The following is a 19,089-nucleotide window of genomic DNA, read 5'->3' as shown; positions in this document are numbered from 1 at the left end:
GGTCGTAAACGTGGAGAACTTGATCGCCCTGCTCGTCGCGGCCCCCCTGGTCGGCGCGGCCCTGCTGCTGTGCGGCGGCAGGAGACTGGACCGGGCGGGCCACTGGCTCGGCACGCTGCTCGCGCTGGCGTCCTTCGCCCTGGCCGTACCCCTGTTCACGGAGCTGCTGAGCCGCGACGCCGAGCACCGCACCCTGCACCAGCACCTGTTCAGCTGGGTGCCGGTGGGCGGCTTCCAGGCGGATGTGGCCTTCCAGCTCGACCAGCTGTCCATGACGTTCGTCCTGCTGATCACCGGTGTCGGATCGCTGATCCACATCTACTCGATCGGCTATATGGAGCACGACGAGCGGCGCCGCCGCTTCTTCGGCTATCTGAACCTGTTCCTCGCGGCCATGCTGCTGCTCGTCCTCGCCGACAACTACCTCCTGCTGTACGTCGGCTGGGAGGGCGTGGGCCTGGCCTCGTACCTGCTCATCGGCTTCTGGCAGCACAAGCCCGGCGCGGCGACGGCGGCGAAGAAGGCGTTCCTGGTCAACCGCGTCGGTGACGTCGGCCTGTCCATCGCGATCATGCTGATGTTCACGACGTTCGGGACGTTCGCGTTCGGCCCGGTGCTGGGCGCGGTGGGCGACACCTCCGAGGGCAAGCTCACCGCCATCGGCCTGATGCTGCTGCTCGCCGCCTGCGGCAAGTCGGCGCAGGTCCCGCTGCAGTCCTGGCTGGGCGACGCGATGGAGGGCCCGACCCCGGTCTCCGCCCTGATCCACGCGGCGACGATGGTGACCGCCGGCGTCTACCTGATCACCCGCTCCGGCGCGATCTTCAACGGGGCGCCGGACGCGCAGACCGCCGTCGTGGTGGTCGGCGCGGTGACGCTGCTGTTCGGTGCGATCGTCGGTTGTGCGAAGGACGACATCAAGAAGGCCCTCGCGGGCTCGACGATGTCGCAGATCGGCTACATGATCCTGGCCGCCGGGCTCGGCCCGATCGGCTACGCCTTCGCGATCATGCACCTGGTCACCCACGGCTTCTTCAAGGCGGGCCTCTTCCTCGGCGCCGGCTCGGTGATGCACGGCATGAACGACGAGGTGGACATGCGCCGTTACGGCGGCCTGCGCAAGTACATGCCGGTCACCTTCATCACCTTCGGCCTCGGCTATCTGGCGATCATCGGCTTCCCCGGTCTGTCCGGCTTCTTCTCCAAGGACAAGATCATCGAGGCGGCGTTCGCCAAGGGTGGCACGGAGGGCTGGATTCTCGGCGGCGCCGCCCTGCTGGGCGCCGCGATCACCGCGTTCTACATGACGCGGGTGATGCTGATGACGTTCTTCGGCGAGGAGCGCTGGCGCAAGGCGCCGACGCCGTCCCCGGACGAGCCGTCGGTGGAGCCCGCGGCCGAAACCCGGGGCGCGTACACCCCGCCGCATCCGCACGAGTCGCCGAAGTCCATGACGATCCCGATGATCCTGCTGGCCGTCGGCTCGGTCTTCGCGGGCGGGCTGTTCAGCCTTAACGAGGCGTTCGTGACCTGGCTGGAGCCGGTCACCTCCTTCGAGCACGGCCATCCGCCGATCGGCGCGGGGGCGATCACCACCGCCACCATCGTGGTGATGGTCCTCGGCGTCGCGCTCGCCTACCTCCAGTACGGGCGCAAGCCGGTCCCCGCCGTCGCCCCGCGCGGCTCGCTGCTGACCCGCGCGGCCCGCCGCGACCTGCTCCAGGACGACTTCAACCACGCCGTGCTGGTGCGCGGCGGCGGGGAGCTGACCCGGGCCCTGGTCCAGATGGAGCACTCCGTCGTGGACGGCGCGGTCAACGGCACGGCGGCGTCGATGGGCGGCCTCTCCGGCCGGCTGCGCCAGGTGCAGAACGGCTTCGCCCGCTCGTACGCCGTACAGATGTTGGGCGGTGCGGCCGTGCTGATCGCCGCGACCCTGCTGATGAGGGGTGTCTGAGCCATGTCCTTTCCCCTTCTGACGGCCACCGCGGCCCTCCCGGCGCTCGGCGCGATCGCCACCGCCGCCGTGCCCGCCGCCAAGCGCACCGTCGCCAAGTGGCTGGCGCTGCTGTTCTCGCTGGCCACCCTGGTGCTGGCCGCGGTGGTCGCGGTCCGCTTCGACGCGGGCGCCGAGGGCCCGTTCCAGCTCACCGAGTCGCACGCCTGGATCAAGGACTTCGGCGTCCGGTACGAGCTGGGTGTGGACGGCATCGCGGTGGCGCTGATCGCGCTGACCGCACTGCTGATCCCGTTCGTCATCCTCGCGGGCTGGCACGACGCCGACCCCCTGGAGGACGCCACACCCAACCGGCGCTGGCGGCCCACCCAGGGCTTCTTCGCGCTGATCCTCGCCGTCGAGGCGATGGTGGTCATCTCCTTCGAGGCCACCGACGTCTTCCTCTTCTACATCTTCTTCGAAGCCATGCTCATCCCGATGTACTTCCTCATCGGCGGCTTCGGGGACCGCGCGGGGACCGGCGGCGAGGAGGGCAGCGCGACGCTGCGCTCGCAGGCCGCCGTGAAGTTCCTGCTCTACAACCTCGCCGGCGGCCTGATCATGCTCGCCGCGGTGATCGGGCTGTACGCGGCCACCGCCGACCAGCTCGGCAGCGGCACGTTCTCCCTGACGGAGATCGTCCAGGCCCGCGCGGACGGCAAGCTGGCGCTGGGCACGGGTACGGAACGGCTGCTGTTCCTCGGCTTCTTCTTCGCCTTCGCGGTGAAGGCGCCGCTGTGGCCGCTGCACACCTGGCTGCCGGGCGCGATGGGCGAGTCCACCGCGCCCGTCGCCGTACTGATCACCGCGGTGGTCGACAAGGTCGGCACGTTCGCGATGCTGCGCTTCTGCCTCCAGCTCTTCCCGGAGGCCAGCAGCTGGGCCACCCCGGTCGTCCTGGTCCTCGCGCTGATCAGCATCCTGTACGGGGCGCTGCTCGCGGTCGCCCAGCGCGACATCAAGCGCCTGGTGGCGTATGCGTCCATCTCCCACTTCGGCTTCATCGTCATGGGCATCTTCGCGATGACGAGCCAGGGCCAGGGCGGCGCGACGCTCTACATGGTCAACCACGGCATCTCGACGGCCGCGCTGATGCTGGTCGCCGGGTTCCTGATCTCGCGCCGCGGCTCGCGGCTGATCGCCGACTACGGCGGGGTGCAGAAGGTCGCGCCGGTGCTGGCCGGCACGTTCCTGGTGGGTGGTCTGGCGACGCTGTCGCTGCCGGGCCTCGCGCCGTTCGTCAGCGAGTTCCTGGTCCTGGTGGGCACGTTCAGCCGCTATCCGGCCGTGGGCGTCGTGGCCACCGTCGGCATCGTGCTCGCCGCGCTGTACGTGCTCGTCCTCTACCAGCGGACGATGACCGGCCCGGTGAAGTCCGAGGTGCGGGCGATGCCCGACCTCAAGGCGCGGGAGCTGGCCGTGGTCGCCCCGCTGATCGCGCTGCTGCTCTTCCTCGGTGTCTATCCGAAGCCGCTGACGAACCTGGTCAACCCGGCGGTGGACCACACCCTGTCCGTCGTCGACCAGCACGATCCCCGCCCCGACGTACCCGTGAAGGCAGATGCGGAGGCCGCGAAGTGAGTTCCGTGGCGAGCGTCCACAGCCTGTGGACCATTGCGGCCGAGGCGCCGGCCAAGATCCCGGCGCCGAAGATCGAGTATGCCCAGCTGGCCCCGGCGCTGATCGTGCTGGGGGCCGCGGTCGTCGGCGTCGTACTGGAAGCGTTCCTGCCGCGGCGCAGCCGCTACCACGCCCAGCTGCTGCTGTCCGTGCTCGCGCTGGCCGCCGGGTTCGCGGCCGTCGTGGGGCTGGCGGCGGGCGGCTTCGGCAGCACCAAGGCGAAGATCGCGGCGATGGGCGCCATCGCCGTGGACGGCCCGGCGCTCTTCCTCCAGGGCACGATCCTGCTGGTGGCGCTGGTCGCCACGTTCACCTTCGCCGAGCGCCGGCTCGATCCGGCCGCGCACGGCAAGAAGGTGGACTCCTTCGCGGCGCAGGCCGCCGCGGTGCCCGGCGGCGAGGCCGAACGGGCGGCGGTCAGGGCCGGGTTCACCACGACCGAGGTGTTCCCGATCGCGCTGTTCGCGGTCGGCGGGATGCTGGTCTTCCCCGCGGCCAACGACCTGCTGACGCTGTTCGTCGCGCTGGAGGTCTTCTCCCTGCCGCTGTACATCCTGTGTGCGCTGGCCCGCCGCCAGCGGCTGCTGTCGCAGGAAGCCGCGGTGAAGTACTTCCTGCTCGGGGCGTTCTCCTCCGCGTTCCTGCTGTTCGGCATCGCCCTGCTGTACGGGTACGCGGGCACGGTCACGTACTCCGGTATCGCGCAGGTCGTCGGCGACGGCGCCAAGCAGATCAACCCGGCGCTGGCCGACACCATGGGCAATGACGCGCTGCTGCTGATCGGCGCGGCGCTGGTGCTGATGGGGCTGCTGTTCAAGGTCGGCGCGGTGCCGTTCCACATGTGGACGCCGGACGTCTACCAGGGCGCGCCGACCCCGGTGACCGGCTTCATGGCGGCGGCCACCAAGGTCGCCGCGTTCGGCGCGCTGCTGCGGCTGCTGTACGTGGTCCTGCCGGGGCTGCGCTGGGACTGGCGGCCGGTCATGTGGGGCGTCGCGATCGTCACGATGCTGGGCGGCGCGATCGTCGCGATCACCCAGACCGACATCAAGCGCCTGCTGGCGTACAGCTCCATCGCGCACGCCGGGTTCATCCTGGCCGGTGTGATCGCCACCAACAAGGACGGCATCTCCTCCGTCCTGTTCTACCTGGCGGCCTACTCGTTCGTGACGCTCGGCGCGTTCGCGGTGGTCACGCTCGTGCGGGACGCGGGCGGCGAGGCGACGCACCTGTCGAAGTGGGCGGGGCTGGGCCGGCGCTCGCCGCTGACCGCGGCGGTCTTCGCCGTCTTCCTGCTGGCCTTCGCCGGTATCCCGCTGACCTCGGGTTTCGCCGGGAAGTTCGCGGTGTTCAAGGCGGCGGCGGAGAGCGGCGCCGGCTGGCTGGTCGTGGTCGGTGTCGTCTCCTCCGCCATCGCCGCGTTCTTCTACATCCGCGTCATCGTGCTGATGTTCTTCAACGAGCCGAAGGCGGACGGCCCGACGGTGGCGGTGCCCAGCCCGCTGACGATGACGGCCATCGCGGTCGGCGTCGCGGTCACGCTCGTGCTGGGCCTGGCGCCGCAGTACTTCCTCGACCTGGCGGGCCAGGCGGGGGTGTTCGTGCGCTGAGCGACGGCCGTCGCGGGACGGCCCACGGTCCACGGCCGCCGTCCGGTGCCCCTGCGTGGGTGCCGGGCGGCGGCCGTGGCGCCACTGTGGCGAAGGAGACCGGCGCGGCCCGAAGCGACGTGCGAGGAGGGCCGGCCGGAGTACGGAAGGCGCGGGTCGGCGGGGGTGGGGCCGGGCTCAGCGGGAGAACATCACCGAGCGGACCAGGACCTTCTTCGGGGCGGCCTTGTTGGGCGGCACGACGAAGTAGACGTCGCTGCTGCAGTCGTCGTCGGCGAAGAGCGTCGCGGTGGCGTCCGTCCGGTTGAGCGCGGCGTAGGCGAAGTCGGCGTCCTTCGGCAGCTTGATGGTGATGCACTGCTTGCCGGGCGGGTCGAAGAGGGCCCCGCGCTGGTCCAGGGTGTTGCCGGTGTTGAAGCCGTAGGAGAAGACCCCCTCGGCGGCGAAGGCCGAGGTCGGGGTGGTCAGGGCGAGTACGGCCGCGCCGAAGGCGGCGGCGACGGAGGTGCGCAGGCGCATCTCGTGACTCCTCGTGGTTGTCGGTGTCGAGCAACTACTCGGAGTGAATATGGCTCAGCGCGCCTCGTCTTTACCCGGCGCCGCCCCGGAAACACCCCTGGTGGCGTAGCGGCCCTCAGCCGTTCGCGCCGGTCAGGGCCGCGGTACGGCCGAGGGGGTGAGGGCCCGTCAGGACGCCGGTGTGCCCGGCGGCAGGCTCGGCATCCCGGGCAGCTTCAGCTTGCCCTCGGCCTTGGTGAAGTCGTCGGTGGGCCCGCCCTTCCAGCTCACCTTGAGCGTCCTGCCGTCGGCGCCGGGCTTTACGGTGCCCATGGTGCGGGTGGCGTGGCCGCCCATGCACTTCAGGGCGATCATCGTGACGCCCATCGTCTCCACCTTGCCCTGGCAGGCCGTCCCGCTGTCGTTGCCGAGGCCCATCGACGCGATGCCCCGGTAGATCACCAGGGTCAGGTGCGAGTCGCCGGTCCTGGCCGTCCAGGCGCCGTCGAGGGCGCTCGGACCGTCCGCGGGCTTGTCGCCGGCGGGCTGCGAGGGGGAGGCGGCCGGTGCCTTGCCCGGCTCACCGGCCGCGTCGCTCCTGCCGCCTCCGCCGCCGCTGCCGCAGCCGCTGAGCAGCAGTGCGGCTACGACGGCCGTCCCGGCGATCTGCGCTGCCTTGCGCACGTACGTCTCCTCCGTTGTGGGACAGGGAGACGAGAGGCTAGCAACGTGGCTCACCCGCGTTCACCCGCATCCACCGCGTTCACCCGCCCGCGTTCGCCGCCTCGTCGTACTGCACGGCGGACTGGACCGCGCGGGCGATCCAGTCCTCGCGGACCAGCCGCTTGAGCGTGCGGCGTACGGAGCGCTGGTCGCGGCCCGGCGTCAGTTTGCGGTCCAGGTGGACGGCCGCGACGAGGGCCGCGTACGTCCGGTCGCGCGGGTCGGCGAAGGCGCCGGCCAGGGCGCCTTTGAAGCGCGCGCGGGCCGGCCCGGCGAGATCCACCGGTCCGGCCGTCAGACGTTCGTAGCGGAAGATGCCGAGTGCGCGCCGGGACTCCCGGCGGATCGCGCCGCGCTGTTCCAGCCGCTGCCGGCACAGCTCGTCGATGCCGTGCGCGGCGCTCCGTAACCAGCGCCGGGCCTTGATCTCGCCACCCTGGCCGCCCTTCGCGGGGCCGGGCAGGGCGGCCAGCGCGCCGTCCAGCAGCGGGTCGCCGAGCGGCAGCGGGCTGAGCACGGCGATCCGGCCGCCGCGGCCCTCGCCGACCCGGCCGGCCCACGCCAGCTCGGCGAGGGCCGCGCCGGCCAGGCCGTACCGGAGATGGGCGGGCTCGCACAGCGGCTTGCCGCGCTCCGGGTCCAGGGCGAGGAGCAGCAGGTCCTCGGGCAGGGTGGGCCCGCGGCCCGGGCCATCGCCCGCCGCGCCGTCCGCCGCGCCCCCGTGCGGACCGCCCCGCTCGCTCCCCGCCCCGGGCCCGGTCATGACGTACGCGCGGGCCGGATGCGTCCGGTGACCTCGCCCAGGCCGATCCGGGAGCCCTCGGGCCCCGGCGCCCAGGCGGTGAGGGTGACCTCGTCGCCGTCCTCCAGGAACGGTCCCTTGCCCTGGGTCAGTTCGAGGAGGCAGCCGAGCTGGTCCGGCTCGGGTCCGGAGACCGTGCCGGAGGCGTAGAGGTCGCCGGTGCGCAGCGAGGCGCCGTTGACCGTCATGTGGGTGAGCTGCTGGGCGGCCGTCCAGTACATGGCGGAGAAGGGCGGGCGGGCGACCGTCTCGCCGTTGATGTCGACCTGGATGCGCAGGTCGATGCCGCCCCGCTCGGCGCCCGTGTCATCCAGATAGGGGAGTACGGGAACGTCCCGGGCGGGCGGCGCCGTACGGGCGTGGTCCAGCGCGTCCAGCGGCGTGATCCAGGCGGACACGGAGGTCGCGAAGGACTTGCCGAGGAAGGGGCCCAGCGGCACGTACTCCCAGGCCTGGATGTCGCGCGCCGACCAGTCGTTGACCAGGCAGACGCCGAAGACGTGGTCGCGGAAGCCGTCGAGGCCGACCGGCTCGCCGAGCGCGGACGGCGTGCCGACGACGAAGCCGACCTCCGCCTCGATGTCCAGACGGGTGGAGGGGCCGAAGACGGGTGCCGCGTCGGCCGGTGCCTTGCGCTGGCCGCTGGGCCGCACGACCGGGGTGCCGGAGACGACGACCGTGCCGGACCGGCCGTGGTAACCGATCGGCAGGTGTTTCCAGTTGGGGGTGAGGGCGTCGGCGTTCGGGCGGAAGATCCGGCCGACGTTGGTGGCGTGGTGCTCGCTGGCGTAGAAGTCGACGTAGTCCGCGACCTCGAACGGCAGGTGCAGCGTCACACCGGACAGCGGGATCAGCAGCGACTCGGTGGCGCCGCGGTGTGCGGGGTCGGTCACCGCCGTACGGACGGCCTCCCGCACGGCCCGCCAGACGTCGCGGCCCGCGGCGAGCAGCGGGTTCAGGGTCGGCGCCGCGAGCAGGTCGGCGTGCGGCGACTCGGAGGTGGCGGCGAGCGTGTTCAGGTCGAGGACGTGGTCGCCGTAGCGGACGCCGATGCGTCGCCGGTCCGGCTCGTCCGCCGTACTGAAGACGCCGTAGGGGAGGGTGTGCGGCCCGAAGGGGTGGTCCTCGGGCAGGTCGAGCGGGTGGTGCTCGGGCATGTACGGCTCCTCGCGTGGTCGTCTCGCGTGCGTCGTCACCTGTGGCCGCGGCCCCGGCCGGTGGGTCGGCGGCACGCCGATCAGGTTACGGCCCATCGGCCTGTGAGGGGATGGGCAATCGGACGGCGGGGGCGGCCGCGGATGACGGGAGGCGGAGGTGCTCCGGGCGGCCAGGGGAAGAGAAGGGAAACGGAACAGCGCCAAAGGCGTTGGCAAAGCAGGCTAAAGAGTTCGCAATGTCCTGAAAAACGGTCCCGGAACGGTCAGTTCGGCTCTAACTTCCTTGCGGGGCGTGGCCGGGGTGGGACGCGTGCCGTTGGGGGGTCAGGTGGCTCGTAGCAGCACATCGTTCGCGGTGGACCGGACCGTTCCGGGGCTCATCGTGAAGATCGGCGACTATCCGCTGCACCACGGCGGGGTGGGGGCGATCCGCAGCCTGGGGCGCCTCGGCGTGCCCATGTACGCGATCACCGAGGACCGGTTCACGCCCGCCGCCGTCTCGCGCTACCTGCACGGACGCTGCGTCTGGCCGACCACCGGCCGCGAGGACCCGCAGCGGCTCGCCGAGGTGCTGCTGCGCATCGGCAAACGCATCGGCCGGCCCGCGGTCCTGATACCGACCGATGAGGAGGCCGCCGTCCTGATAGGGGAATTCGCCGACGTCCTCGGCGGTCATTTCCTCTTCCCGCGCACCGAGGCCCGGCTGCCGCGCCGCCTGGCCAGCAAACAGGGGCTGCACGAGCTCTGCGTCGAGCACGGCGTGCCGTCACCGGCCGCCGCCTTCCCGGAGTCGCTGTCCGACATCGAGCACTTCGCCGCGCGGGCGCGGTTTCCGGTCGTGGCGAAGAACCGCGAGGCCTTCCAGCGGCGCCGGCACCCCGCGGTGGCCGGTACGACCCGGATCTCGGGCCCCGGCCAGCTGCTCGGCCTGGCCCGCGACTGGGGCCCGCGGCCGGGGGTGATCCTCCAGGAGTACCTGCCCCGGGAGGAGGCCGAGGACTGGATCGTGCACGCGTACTTCGACGCGGACAGCAGCGCGCTGGCCCTGTTCACCGGGGTCAAGGTGCGCTCCTGGCCGCCGCACGCGGGTATGACGGCCTGCGCGTACGTCGTGGACAATCCGGAACTGTCCGACATGACCGCCCAGTTCATCAAGCGCATCGGCTTCAGCGGCATCATCGACCTGGACTGGCGCTACGACCGCCGGGACGGCGCGTACAAGCTGCTGGACTTCAACCCGCGGATGGGCGCCCAGTTCCGGCTGTTCGAGAACGAGGCGGGGATCGACGTCGTACGGGCGCAGCACCTGGACCTGACCGGCCGCAAGGTGCCGGAGGGGGAGCAGCGCGCCGGGCAGCGGTTCGTCGTGGAGAACATCGACCTGCCGGCGCTGCTCGCGTACCGCCGCAGCGGCTACACGACGCCGCACGCGCCGGACCGCGCCACCGGCACCGAGCTGGCGTGGCTGGCCGCCGACGACCTCAAACCGTTCTTCACGATGCTGGCCCGGTTCGTCGGGCCGGGGGCGCGGCACCTGGTGGAGCTGCGGCGCGCGAGCAGACGGGCGCGGGCGGCGGCGGACAGCGGGGCGTTCCGGCAGACGCGGCCGTAGCGGCGCGGAGGGCGCCGGGGCCGTGCGGAGCGGGAACGGTAAGGGGGACGGCAGGGGAGAGCGGGGGAGCCATGGAGCAGTTCCTCGCCAGGGCAGTGGGGAGCACTGCCGGATCAGCAACACCCTGGGGAGGGGAACCAAAGTGAACACTCCGGTAGCGGTCATCGGAGCGGGCCCGTACGGCCTGTCGACGGCGGCTCATCTTCGCGCGCACGGCGTGCCCGTACGCGTCTTCGGCCGGCCGATGGTGAGCTGGCGCGAGCACATGCCCGCCGGGATGCTGCTCAAGTCGACGCCCGCGGCGTCCAGTATCGACACCCCGCAGGCCGGGTACACGCTCCAGGACTTCTGCGACGCGGTCGGTGAGCGGCGTTACGAGTCCGACTGGGACGTCATCCCCGTCGAGACCTTCGTGCGGTACGGCCAGTGGTTCCAGGACCGGCTGGTTCCCGACCTGGAGCAGGTACGGGTCGTCTCGGTTGACCGGCAGTCCGGCGGATATGAGCTGAAACTGGACAGCGGCGAACAGTTCCGGGCGCGTTCCGTCGTCGTGGCCACCGGGCTGACCGGGTTCGCCCGGCTGCCGCGCGAACTGGCCGCCGCGGTACCCGACGGGCCGTCCCCCACCGGGCCCGTATCGCACAGCTCCCAGCACCGTGACCTGTCGGTCTTCGCCGACCGGGACGTGGTCGTCGTCGGCGCCGGGCAGTCGGCGCTGGAGAGCGCGGTGCTGCTCGCCGAGTCCGGCGCCCGGTCCGTACGGGTCGTGGCGCGCGGCCGTACGGCGGTGGGCTTCGGGGTGCCGCCGGACCGGCAGCCCCGGCTGCGCCCCGCGACACCGTTCGGCAACGCGTGGTCACTGTACGCGTTCACGTACTACGCGGGCGGTTTCCGCCACCTGCCCGCACCGGCCCGGCGGTTCCTGGTCCGCCGGGTGCTGGGGCCGCTGGGTGCCTGGTGGCTGCGGGACCGCTTCGTGGGGCGCGTCCAGGTCACGGCCGGGAAGCGGATCGCGGGCGCGCGTGTCGAGGACGGCCGCCCGGTGCTGACCCTGCGCGGCCCCGACGGCCGCACCGGCGAACTGGCCGCCGACCACGTCCTGGCCGCCACCGGCTACGGGGTCGACCTGGCGGCGATGGACTTCCTCGGCCAGGGCCTGCGCACCGGCATCACCGTGAGCGGCGGCGGCCCCCGCCTGGACGCGGGCTTCGGCTCCTCGGTCCCGGGCCTGTACTTCACGGGCCTCCCGGCGGCGGCGTCCTTCGGGCCCGTGATGCGTTTCGTGTGCGGCACGGAGTTCGCGTCCCGGCGGGTGGCGGGGGCGGTGGTCCGGCACAAAGAAGCCTGATCCCGGGGTCGTCCGGACCGGGATCTGACGGGAGCACCCCGCCGTGGGACGGCCGGGGTGCTCCTGTCTGTCCGGAACGCGACGGTGGTCCGAGGGAAACCCCTGGTGTCCCGGGGGAAAAATCGGGGGTTCCGGAAGAGATCCGCCGGTGAACCGCTGCCTCCAGGCCGTTTCCCACGGCTTCCCCGCCGTCCGCGCCGGGGCCGGGAACGCCCCGCACACCGTTCGAGCGCTTCGGAGGGGCGGGCGCTCACGGTGATCCAACAGCGACCGGATACGCTGGCCAATGGTGGAGACAGCGACAGATCGACAATCCGTTTGATCGTCAGCAGACAGGAGTACCCCTCGTGACCGTCGTCGGGCCCTTCGGGCTGAGCGTGCGGGACCAGGCTCTTGAGGCCGATGTCCAGGCCGGGTTGGCGGCTGTCGAGGAAGGCCTGCTGGAGGCCACGAAAAGCGACGTGCCGTTCATCACCGAAGCCGCGCAGCACCTCGTACGGGCAGGTGGCAAGCGGTTCCGGCCGCTGCTGGTGATGCTGGCCGCGCAGTTCGGCGACCCGCACACGCCGGGCGTCGTCCCCTCGGCGGTCGTCGTGGAGCTGACGCACCTGGCGACGCTGTACCACGACGACGTCATGGACGAGGCGGACGTGCGCCGCGGCGTGGACAGCGCCAACGCCCGCTGGGGCAACTCCGTGGCCGTGCTGACCGGCGACTTCCTCTTCGCGCGCGCCTCGCACATACTGGCCGACCTCGGCCCGGAGGCCGTACGCATCCAGGCCGAGGCGTTCGAACGGCTGGTCACGGGCCAGATCCTGGAGACCGCCGGACCGCGCGACGGCCGCGACCCGATCGAGCACTACCTCGACGTCATCGCGGGCAAGACCGGCTCGCTGATCGCCGTCGCGGGCCGCTTCGGCGCGATGATGTCCGGCGCCGACGAGACCACCGTCAACATCCTGACCCAGTACGGCGAGCGCCTCGGCACCGCCTTCCAGCTCGCCGACGACGTCCTGGACATCGCCAGCGACTCCCACGAGTCCGGCAAGACGCCCGGCACGGACCTGCGCGAGGGCATCCCGACCCTGCCGGTCCTGCACCTGCGGGCCCTGGCCGACGGCCCGGCCGGCACCGCCAAGGACCGTGAGCTGCGCGATCTGCTCGCCGGTGACCTGACCGACGACGTCCGGCACGCCGAGGCGCTGGCCGGGCTGCGCGCCCACCCGGCGCTGGAGCAGGCCCGCCGCGACACGGTGCGCTACGCGGAGGAGGCGCGGTCCACGCTGGCGCCGCTGCCGGAGTGCATGGCGAAGACGGCCCTGGAGGGGCTGTGCGACTCGGTGGTGCACCGGGCGGGGTGACCTCCGGCAACCCTTAGGGTCCCCTCCGACTTTGGTCATACCGGTTCCCCTCTGTGGCTGTGTGGGGTCATCCCACCGGAGTAGGCGGAGTTGGCCCCGGGGGCTGACGCGTACGGCTGGCCGGTTTGGTGGGATTGAGGGCACCACGCCATGGCGGAACGGGTCACAATGAGGCCCGGGAGTGGGACGAGTGCGTCGCGTAGCAAGCCGCCGCTTACGACGGAGGTAAGGCACATGCCACGGAACCAACCGACACAGGTCACCGACGAATGGGACGAAGACGGGGGGCGCTCCGCGAAGCGCCGCAGGACGATGCGGTACGCGATCCCGGCCGCTGTCGTGGGCGTCACGGCGGCCTCGATCGGGCTGGTCCCGGCGTTCGCCGGCTCCGGCTCGCCTGATCTGCCCAAGATTTCGGCGCAGGACCTCATAGCCAAGGTCGCGAAGTCCGACGTACAGCAGCTGTCCGGCACGGTCCGTACGAGCACCGACCTGGGACTGCCCGCCGCCCTGACGGGCAGCGGTGCCGGTGCCTTCGGCGGCGCGTCCGCGGGCAACGGCAGCGGTGGCGCAGCCGACAAGGACGGCGGCAACGACTCCTCCGCCAGTCCGCAGAGCAGGCTGGCGGGCCTGGCGTCCGGCTCGCACACGCTGCGCGTCGCCGTCGACGGCCCCGACAAGCAGCGGCTCTCGGTCGTCGACAAGGCCGCCGAGTACAACCTCGTACACAACGGCCGTGACATCTGGGGTTACGACAGCAAGAGCAACACCGCTTACCACAGCACCGTCCCGGCCGGCGCGGACAAGGGGCAGGGCCGGCACGGCTCCGACAAGGCGGACCGGACCGGCGAGTCCGGCGACCTGAAGAACGCCACGCCGCAGGAGCTGGCCAAGAAGGCGCTGGACGCGGTCGGCGACACCACCTCGGTGACCGTCGACGGCACGGCCAAGGTCGCCGGGCGGGACGCCTACCAGCTCTCGATCAAGCCCAAGCAGGCCGGCTCCACCGTCGACTCGATCCGGATCTCGGTGGACGCCGAGACCGGCGTACCGCTGAAGTTCACGCTCACGCCCAAGGGCGGCGGCGCCGCCGCGGTCGACGTGGGCTTCACCTCCGTCGACTTCGCCAAGCCCGCGGCCGACACCTTCGACTTCAAGGCGCCGAAGGGCGCCAAGGTCGTGGACGGCGACAAGGCCCGCGCGCAGCAGCGCGCCAAGGGCCACCGCACCTCCGAGGACCTCCAGGACCTCCTGGGGCAGTACGGGCTGACCGGCCAGGGCAAGGACGGCAAGGCCGCCGGAAAGACGAAGGGCGTCGACGTCATCGGCTCCGGCTGGACCTCGATCGCCCACGTCAGGACCGGCGGTTCGGGCCTGTCCGCGGCCACCGGAAAGGGCGCGTCCGGCGACGCGGCCAAGCTGCTGGACAGCCTGGGCGAGAAGGTGAACGGGAAGTTCGGCTCCGGCCGGATCTTCAGCACGCGCCTGGTCAACGCCCTGATCACGGACGACGGCTCGGTGTACGCCGGCGCCGTGGACAAGCAATCCCTGATCAAGGCGGCCGAGTCCGCCAAGTAGCGAGAACGGCGCGGGACGGGTCGCCGGTCCGTCCCGCGCACCGGGCCGCCGGCGCGACCGGGCCGCGGTCACAGTGCGACCACATGGGGGAGCCGATGACGCAGCCGTCCGCCGGGGACCGGGTGATCGAGACCCGGGGCCTGACGAAGACCTACCGCGGCGGGCAGCTCGCCGTGGACCGTCTCGACCTCGCCGTACCGCGCGGCAGCGTCTTCGGCTTCCTCGGCCCCAACGGTTCGGGCAAGACCACCACCATCCGGATGCTGCTCGGCCTGATCGAGCCGTCCGCCGGCGGGGCCCGGCTGCTCGGCGAGCCGATGCCGCGGGCCGCCCGCCGGGTGCTGCCCAGGGTCGGCGCCCTCATCGAGGGACCGGCCCTGTACGGCTTTCTCAGCGGGCGCGACAACCTTGTGCGGTACGACGCGGCCGACCCGGCCGCGGACCCCCGTACCCGCGCACACCGGGTGGACCACGCCCTGGAGCGGGTCGGCCTGGCCGCCGCGGCCCGCAAGAAGGCACGCGCCTACTCACTGGGCATGAAACAGCGGCTGGGGCTGGCCGCGGCGCTCCTGCAGCCCCGGGAACTGCTCGTACTGGACGAGCCGACCAACGGCCTGGACCCGCAGGGGATGCGGGAGATCCGCGCGCTCATACGGGAGCTCGCGGGCGACGGCACCACCGTCTTCCTCTCCTCCCATCTCCTCGACGAGATCGAGCAGGTCTGCACGCACGCCGCGGTGATGGCGCGCGGCCGGCTCGTCACCCAGGGCACGGTCGCCGCGCTGTCCGCGGGCACCCGCGGGCGGCTGGTGGTCGGCACGCCCGACACCGCCGACGCGGTGCGGGTGCTCAAGGAGCAGGGGGTGACCGACCTCGTGGTGACGCAGGAGCGGGTGACCGGGGAACTGCCGGCGGCGGCCGGCGGGCCGCCCGATCTGGCGGAGGTCAACGCCGCACTCGTACGGGCCGGGGCGCGCGTATGGGCCTTCGGCGTGGAACGGGCGTCCCTGGAGGACGTCTTCGTACAGCTGACCGGAGAGGGCTTCGATGTCGCGGGTTGAGACGGCCGGGGGCGCGGGACCGGATGCCGGGGGAGCGGGTACGGGCGCGGGCGCCGGGGGCGCGGCCGTGCGCCGCGCGCCGCGGCCCCTGTGGTCGCTCGGCCTGCTGCGCAACGAGATCGGTATGACCTTCCGGCGCTGGCGCACCCTCGCGCTGCTCGCCGTCCTGGCCGCCGTACCGGTGCTGATCGGTGTCGCCGTCAGGATCGAGACGGGGGGTGACGGCGGCGGGTCCGGCGGTTCGGGCGGCGCGGCGTTCGTCTCCCAGATCACCAACAACGGCCTCTTCCTGGTCTTCACCTCGCTCGCCGTCACCCTGCCGGTGTTCCTGCCGTTGGCGGTCGGCGTGGTCGCGGGGGACGCCGTCGCCGGCGAGGCACACGCCGGGACCCTGCGCTACCTGCTCGTCGCGCCGGCCGGGCGGACCAAGCTGCTGCTGGTCAAGTACGCGACGACGGTGACGTTCTGCCTGGTGGGCACGTTGGTCGTGGCCGTGTCGGCGCTGGTGACCGGGGCGCTGCTGTTTCCGGTCGGCGAGGTGACGCTGCTGTCCGGGACGACCGTGCCGTTCGGCGAGGGGCTGCTGCGGGCGCTGGCCGTCGCGGTCGTCGTGGCGCTGTCCCTGGTCGGGGTCGCGGCGATCGGCCTGTTCGTCTCGACGCTCACCAACAGCGGCATCGCGGCGATGGCCACCACGGTCGGCCTGCTGATCATGGTGCAGATCCTGGACACCATTCCGCAGCTGCACGCGATCCAGCCGTATCTCTTCTCGCACCACTGGCTGTCCTTCGCCGACGTGCTGCGCGACCCCGTCTACTGGGACCAGCTCCAGAAGAACTTCGGCCTCCAGGCGCTGTACGTGGCGGTCTTCGGCTCCGCGGCCTGGGCGCGCTTCACGACGCGGGACGTCACGGTCTGATGCCGTGGCGCCCCGCGCCGCAAGCTCCCGCGCCGCCGGCGCGGCCGGCCGGTCGCGATCCGGTCAGAAGGTGAGCTTCCAGCTGTCGATGTAGCCGGTGTCCTGCGGCCCGAGGTCCTGCACCCGCAGCTGCCAGGTGCCGTTGGCCGTCTCGGCGGACGCGTCGACCGTGTACGTGGTGATCACGTTCGCCGCCGAGTCGGAGCCGCTGGAGTTCTTCAGCCGGTACGCCCGCCCGCTCGGCCCGACGAGGTCGATCGCCAGGTCGCCGCGGTAGGTGTGCTTGATGTCCACCGCGGCCTGCAGGGTGGCCGGCGCGTTGCCGTCACGTCCGGAGACCGTCACCGACGAGGTCACCGCGGCGCCCGCGTCCGGGATCTGCACGTCGTCGGTGTTCTCGAAGACGGTGCCGCCGGGCGGGGTCGTCGAGCCGACGCCCAGCGTCCACACGGCGTGGGCGATGGCGTCGCTGTTGCGGTCCAGGGCGGTGTCGTTGATGTTCGACGACGTGTCGCAGGAGCGGTGGTAGCAGCGGTCGAAGGCCTGGCCCGCCGTACCGCCCCACTTCTGCGCCTGGGCGGCCGTCTTGGTGTAGTCGGCGCCGGAGAACAGGCCGCCGACGGGGATGCCGACGTTCTTGAACGGCGCGTGGTCGCTGCGGCCGTCGCCCTCGGTCTCGATCTCCGTGGGGATGTTCACCGAGGCGTAGTAGTCCTTGAAGACGCTCTCGATGGTGCGGTCGTCGTCGTAGACGAAATAGCCGGGGTTGGGGGAGCCGACCATGTCGAAGTTCAGGTAGCCGCTGAACTTCGTGCGTTCCGCGGCGGGCAGCCGGCTCACGTAGTACTGCGAGCCGCGCATCCCCAGCTCCTCGGCGCCCCACCAGCCGAACCGCAGGTGCTTGGCGGGCTTGGCGCCCGAGCGGGCGAGGGCCAGCGCGGTTTCGAGGACCGCGGCCGAGCCGGAGCCGTTGTCGTTGATGCCGGGGCCCGCGTTGACGGAGTCCAGGTGCGCCCCGGCCATCAGGATCTGGTTCGCGTCGCCGCCGGGCCAGTCGGCGACGAGGTTGTAGCCGGTGGCGCCGCTGGTGGTGAACTGCTGGAGGGTGGTGGTGAAGCCCGCGGCGTCCAGCTTGCCCTTGATGTAGTCGATCGAGGCCCGGTAGCCGGGCCGGCCGTGGGCCCGGTTGCCGCCGTTGGCGGTGGCTATCGACTGGAGCTGGCTCAGGTGCGCCTTGACGTTGGCCACCGGTATGTCGGGGGCGGCGGCCGTGCGGGCGGGAGCGGTGGGGCGGGCGGCGGCGGGCGCGGCGGTGGCCGCACCGGCCGCCCCGGGTATCGCAACGATCAGGCCGAGTACGGCGCCGGCGGCGAGCAGCCCGAGGCCGCCCGGGCCGCTGCCGCCGCTGCTGCCGGATCTTCGAAAACGCCTGGTCGAGCTGGGCCTTGCGACATTCCATGGCATGAGGGGTCTCCGGATTCCGAACGTGGAGTGAACGGACCGTGCATGGCGCGAAGCTGATGGTGGGCGCGCCACGCCCCGCTGACAAGGCGGAATCCGGACACCCCGACCCGCATATCGCTCGCGGCGGGTCAGGGCTTGGCGGCGTCCGGTTCCGGGGCGGCGTGCGGGGCCGCCCCGGCGCTCTCCGGGGTGTTTTGCCCGGCGCTCTCCGGCGCCGCCGGGGTCAGTGCGGCGGTCGTCTCCGCGAGCGCTTCCCGCGCCGCCTCACGGGCCTTTGCCAGCGCCGTACGCGCGGAGCGGGCGGTGCGGATCGCGTCGTACGTCAGCACCACCAGCGCCAGCCAGACCAGGCCGAAGCCCGCCCAGCGCTCCACCGGCATCTCCTCGTGGAAGACCAGCAGGCCGAGGGCGAACTGGAAGGTCGGCGCCAGGTACTGGAGCATCCCGAGCACGGTCAGCGGCAGGCGCACCGCCGAAGCGCCGAAGGCGATCAGCGGCAGCGCGGTGGCCACGCCGCAGCCCATGAGCAGCAGCATCTGCCCCACCCCGCCGGTCACGAACCCGGCCTCGCCGCGCGCGCCGAGGTAGACCAGGATGCCCAGCGCGGGCACGAACTGCATCGCCGTCTCGGCGCTGAAGCCCTCGATGCCGTCGAGCTTCACGCCCTTCTTGACCAGGCCGTACGTGGCGAACGTGAACGCCAGTCCGAGCGAGATCCAGGGCACCTTGCCGTATGCCACGGCCATCACCACCACCGCGGCGGTGCCGACGCCCACCGCCGTCCACTGCAACGGCCGCAGCCGCTCGCGCAGCACCAGGACGCCGAAGGCGATGCTGACCAGCGGGTTGATGAAGTAGCCCAGCGACGCTTCGAGGACGTGCCCGCTGTTGACCGCCCAGATGTACAGGAACCAGTTGACGGAGATGACCGTGGCGCAGACCAGGACCAGGCCGAGCCGCTTGGGCTGCCGCACCAGCCGCAGTGTCCAGGACCAGCGGCGCATCACGGCCAGGATGACGACGGCCACCGGCAGCGACCACACCATCCGGTGGGCCAGGATCTCGGCGGGGGCCAGGTCGCCGAGCAGGTGCCAGTACAGCGGGAGAAGCCCCCACATCACGTACGCGGCCGTGCCGTAGACGAGTCCTGTGCGCTGGTCGGACTGGGGTTGCAAGGGGCCCTCCGGGTGAATGCTGCTCCAGCTGCGCCGGCGGTGGTGCGGGTCGCGCTCTGAAGGTAACGCCGGACGGCCCGGCTGTCATGCGCGTACCGGAATACGGTCATGACGGCGAGGTGGGGGCAGGGCGGGGGCCGGGTGGGGGCCGAGGACGGCGGGACG

15 protein-coding genes are annotated in these 19,089 nt (G+C 72.0%); 9 read left to right on the top strand and 6 right to left on the bottom strand.

The annotated features are described in order from the left end of the window. Positions 1 to 10: 10 nt before the first annotated feature. Genes nuoL through nuoN form a run of 3 tightly spaced genes read left to right on the top strand, consistent with a single transcriptional unit; the run spans position 11 to position 5,226 of the window. Entirely contained in the window at positions 11 to 1,957 is a 1,947-nt protein-coding gene (gene nuoL, locus ACFV57_RS21710; protein ID WP_385234592.1) for an NADH-quinone oxidoreductase subunit L, read from the top strand. Between the two features lie 3 nt (positions 1,958 to 1,960). Then, a complete protein-coding gene (locus ACFV57_RS21705; protein ID WP_385234589.1) occupies positions 1,961 to 3,577 on the top strand; it encodes an NADH-quinone oxidoreductase subunit M in 1,617 nt (538 codons plus the stop codon). Further along, the gene (nuoN, locus tag ACFV57_RS21700) at positions 3,574 to 5,226 is read left to right on the top strand and encodes an NADH-quinone oxidoreductase subunit NuoN (protein ID WP_385234586.1); all 1,653 of its coding nucleotides are present in this window, start codon (positions 3,574 to 3,576) and stop codon (positions 5,224 to 5,226) included. The genes ACFV57_RS21705 and nuoN overlap by 4 nt, the downstream gene beginning before the upstream one ends. Before the next feature lie 177 nt (positions 5,227 to 5,403). On the opposite strand, the gene ACFV57_RS21695 is transcribed toward nuoN, so the two are convergent. The 4 genes from ACFV57_RS21695 to fahA form a co-directional block, all read right to left on the bottom strand. Next, on the bottom strand, positions 5,404 to 5,745 hold the full coding sequence (locus ACFV57_RS21695; protein ID WP_385234583.1) for a hypothetical protein: 342 nt from the start codon (positions 5,743 to 5,745) through the stop codon (positions 5,404 to 5,406). Between the two features lie 168 nt (positions 5,746 to 5,913). Next, a complete protein-coding gene (locus tag ACFV57_RS21690; RefSeq protein ID WP_385234580.1) occupies positions 5,914 to 6,408 on the bottom strand; it encodes a hypothetical protein in 495 nt (164 codons plus the stop codon). A 79-nt stretch (positions 6,409 to 6,487) separates the two neighbouring features. Continuing rightward, positions 6,488 to 7,210, bottom strand: a complete 723-nt coding sequence (locus ACFV57_RS21685) for a GPP34 family phosphoprotein (RefSeq protein ID WP_385234577.1) — start codon at positions 7,208 to 7,210, stop codon at positions 6,488 to 6,490. Further along, positions 7,207 to 8,406 (bottom strand): fumarylacetoacetase, encoded by a 1,200-nt coding sequence (fahA, locus tag ACFV57_RS21680; RefSeq protein WP_385234574.1) that lies wholly within the window; start codon positions 8,404 to 8,406, stop codon positions 7,207 to 7,209. Before fahA ends, ACFV57_RS21685 begins: the two co-directional genes overlap by 4 nt. Positions 8,407 to 8,734: 328 nt before the next feature. On the opposite strand from fahA, the gene ACFV57_RS21675 reads away from it, so the two are divergent. The 6 genes from ACFV57_RS21675 (at position 8,735) to ACFV57_RS21650 (ending at position 16,285) form a co-directional block, all read left to right on the top strand. Then, the gene (locus tag ACFV57_RS21675; RefSeq protein WP_385234571.1) at positions 8,735 to 10,018 is read left to right on the top strand and encodes an ATP-grasp domain-containing protein; all 1,284 of its coding nucleotides are present in this window, start codon (positions 8,735 to 8,737) and stop codon (positions 10,016 to 10,018) included. Positions 10,019 to 10,160: 142 nt separating this feature from the next. Beyond that, positions 10,161 to 11,366, top strand: a complete 1,206-nt coding sequence (locus tag ACFV57_RS21670; RefSeq protein ID WP_385234568.1) for an FAD-dependent oxidoreductase — start codon at positions 10,161 to 10,163, stop codon at positions 11,364 to 11,366. A 347-nt stretch (positions 11,367 to 11,713) separates the two neighbouring features. Continuing rightward, complete coding sequence (locus tag ACFV57_RS21665) at positions 11,714 to 12,727, top strand: polyprenyl synthetase family protein (protein ID WP_385234566.1); 1,014 nt, start codon at positions 11,714 to 11,716, stop codon at positions 12,725 to 12,727. A gap of 234 nt (positions 12,728 to 12,961) precedes the next feature. Next, positions 12,962 to 14,305: an outer membrane lipoprotein carrier protein LolA gene (locus ACFV57_RS21660; protein ID WP_385234563.1), complete on the top strand. Its 1,344-nt coding sequence runs from the start codon at positions 12,962 to 12,964 to the stop codon at positions 14,303 to 14,305. Between the two features lie 95 nt (positions 14,306 to 14,400). Continuing rightward, on the top strand, positions 14,401 to 15,366 hold the full coding sequence (locus ACFV57_RS21655) for an ABC transporter ATP-binding protein (RefSeq protein WP_385234559.1): 966 nt from the start codon (positions 14,401 to 14,403) through the stop codon (positions 15,364 to 15,366). Then, complete coding sequence (locus tag ACFV57_RS21650) at positions 15,353 to 16,285, top strand: ABC transporter permease (protein WP_385234556.1); 933 nt, start codon at positions 15,353 to 15,355, stop codon at positions 16,283 to 16,285. The genes ACFV57_RS21655 and ACFV57_RS21650 overlap by 14 nt, the downstream gene beginning before the upstream one ends. Before the next feature lie 63 nt (positions 16,286 to 16,348). Here the strand turns inward: ACFV57_RS21650 and ACFV57_RS21645 are convergent, their stop codons facing one another. Both ACFV57_RS21645 and rarD read right to left on the bottom strand, forming a co-directional pair. Then, positions 16,349 to 17,749, bottom strand: a complete 1,401-nt coding sequence (locus tag ACFV57_RS21645) for a M28 family metallopeptidase (protein WP_385234553.1) — start codon at positions 17,747 to 17,749, stop codon at positions 16,349 to 16,351. A gap of 128 nt (positions 17,750 to 17,877) precedes the next feature. Next, on the bottom strand, positions 17,878 to 18,924 hold the full coding sequence (rarD, locus tag ACFV57_RS21640; RefSeq protein WP_385234550.1) for an EamA family transporter RarD: 1,047 nt from the start codon (positions 18,922 to 18,924) through the stop codon (positions 17,878 to 17,880). Positions 18,925 to 19,089 lie beyond the last annotated feature (165 nt).

It is taken from the genome of Streptomyces sp. NPDC059788, from assembly GCF_042732265.1.
GTDB lineage: Bacteria > Actinomycetota > Actinomycetes > Streptomycetales > Streptomycetaceae > Streptomyces.
Note: the sequence above shows the minus strand (reverse complement) of the source record. Positions and strands in the feature narration are given on the sequence as shown.

Excerpts from the sequence above, each read along its gene's own strand:
- ACFV57_RS21650 (WP_385234556.1), top strand. The coding sequence starts at position 15,353 with ATGTCGCGGGTTGAGACGGCCGGGGGCGCGGGACCGGATGCCGGGGGA.
- ACFV57_RS21660 (WP_385234563.1), top strand. The coding sequence starts at position 12,962 with ATGCCACGGAACCAACCGACACAGGTCACCGACGAATGGGACGAAGAC.
- ACFV57_RS21645 (WP_385234553.1), bottom strand. The coding sequence starts at position 17,749 with ATGCCATGGAATGTCGCAAGGCCCAGCTCGACCAGGCGTTTTCGAAGA.
- ACFV57_RS21695 (WP_385234583.1), bottom strand. The coding sequence starts at position 5,745 with ATGCGCCTGCGCACCTCCGTCGCCGCCGCCTTCGGCGCGGCCGTACTC.
- fahA (WP_385234574.1), bottom strand. The coding sequence starts at position 8,406 with ATGCCCGAGCACCACCCGCTCGACCTGCCCGAGGACCACCCCTTCGGG.
- ACFV57_RS21685 (WP_385234577.1), bottom strand. The coding sequence starts at position 7,210 with ATGACCGGGCCCGGGGCGGGGAGCGAGCGGGGCGGTCCGCACGGGGGC.
- ACFV57_RS21705 (WP_385234589.1), top strand. The coding sequence starts at position 1,961 with ATGTCCTTTCCCCTTCTGACGGCCACCGCGGCCCTCCCGGCGCTCGGC.
- ACFV57_RS21655 (WP_385234559.1), top strand. The coding sequence starts at position 14,401 with ATGACGCAGCCGTCCGCCGGGGACCGGGTGATCGAGACCCGGGGCCTG.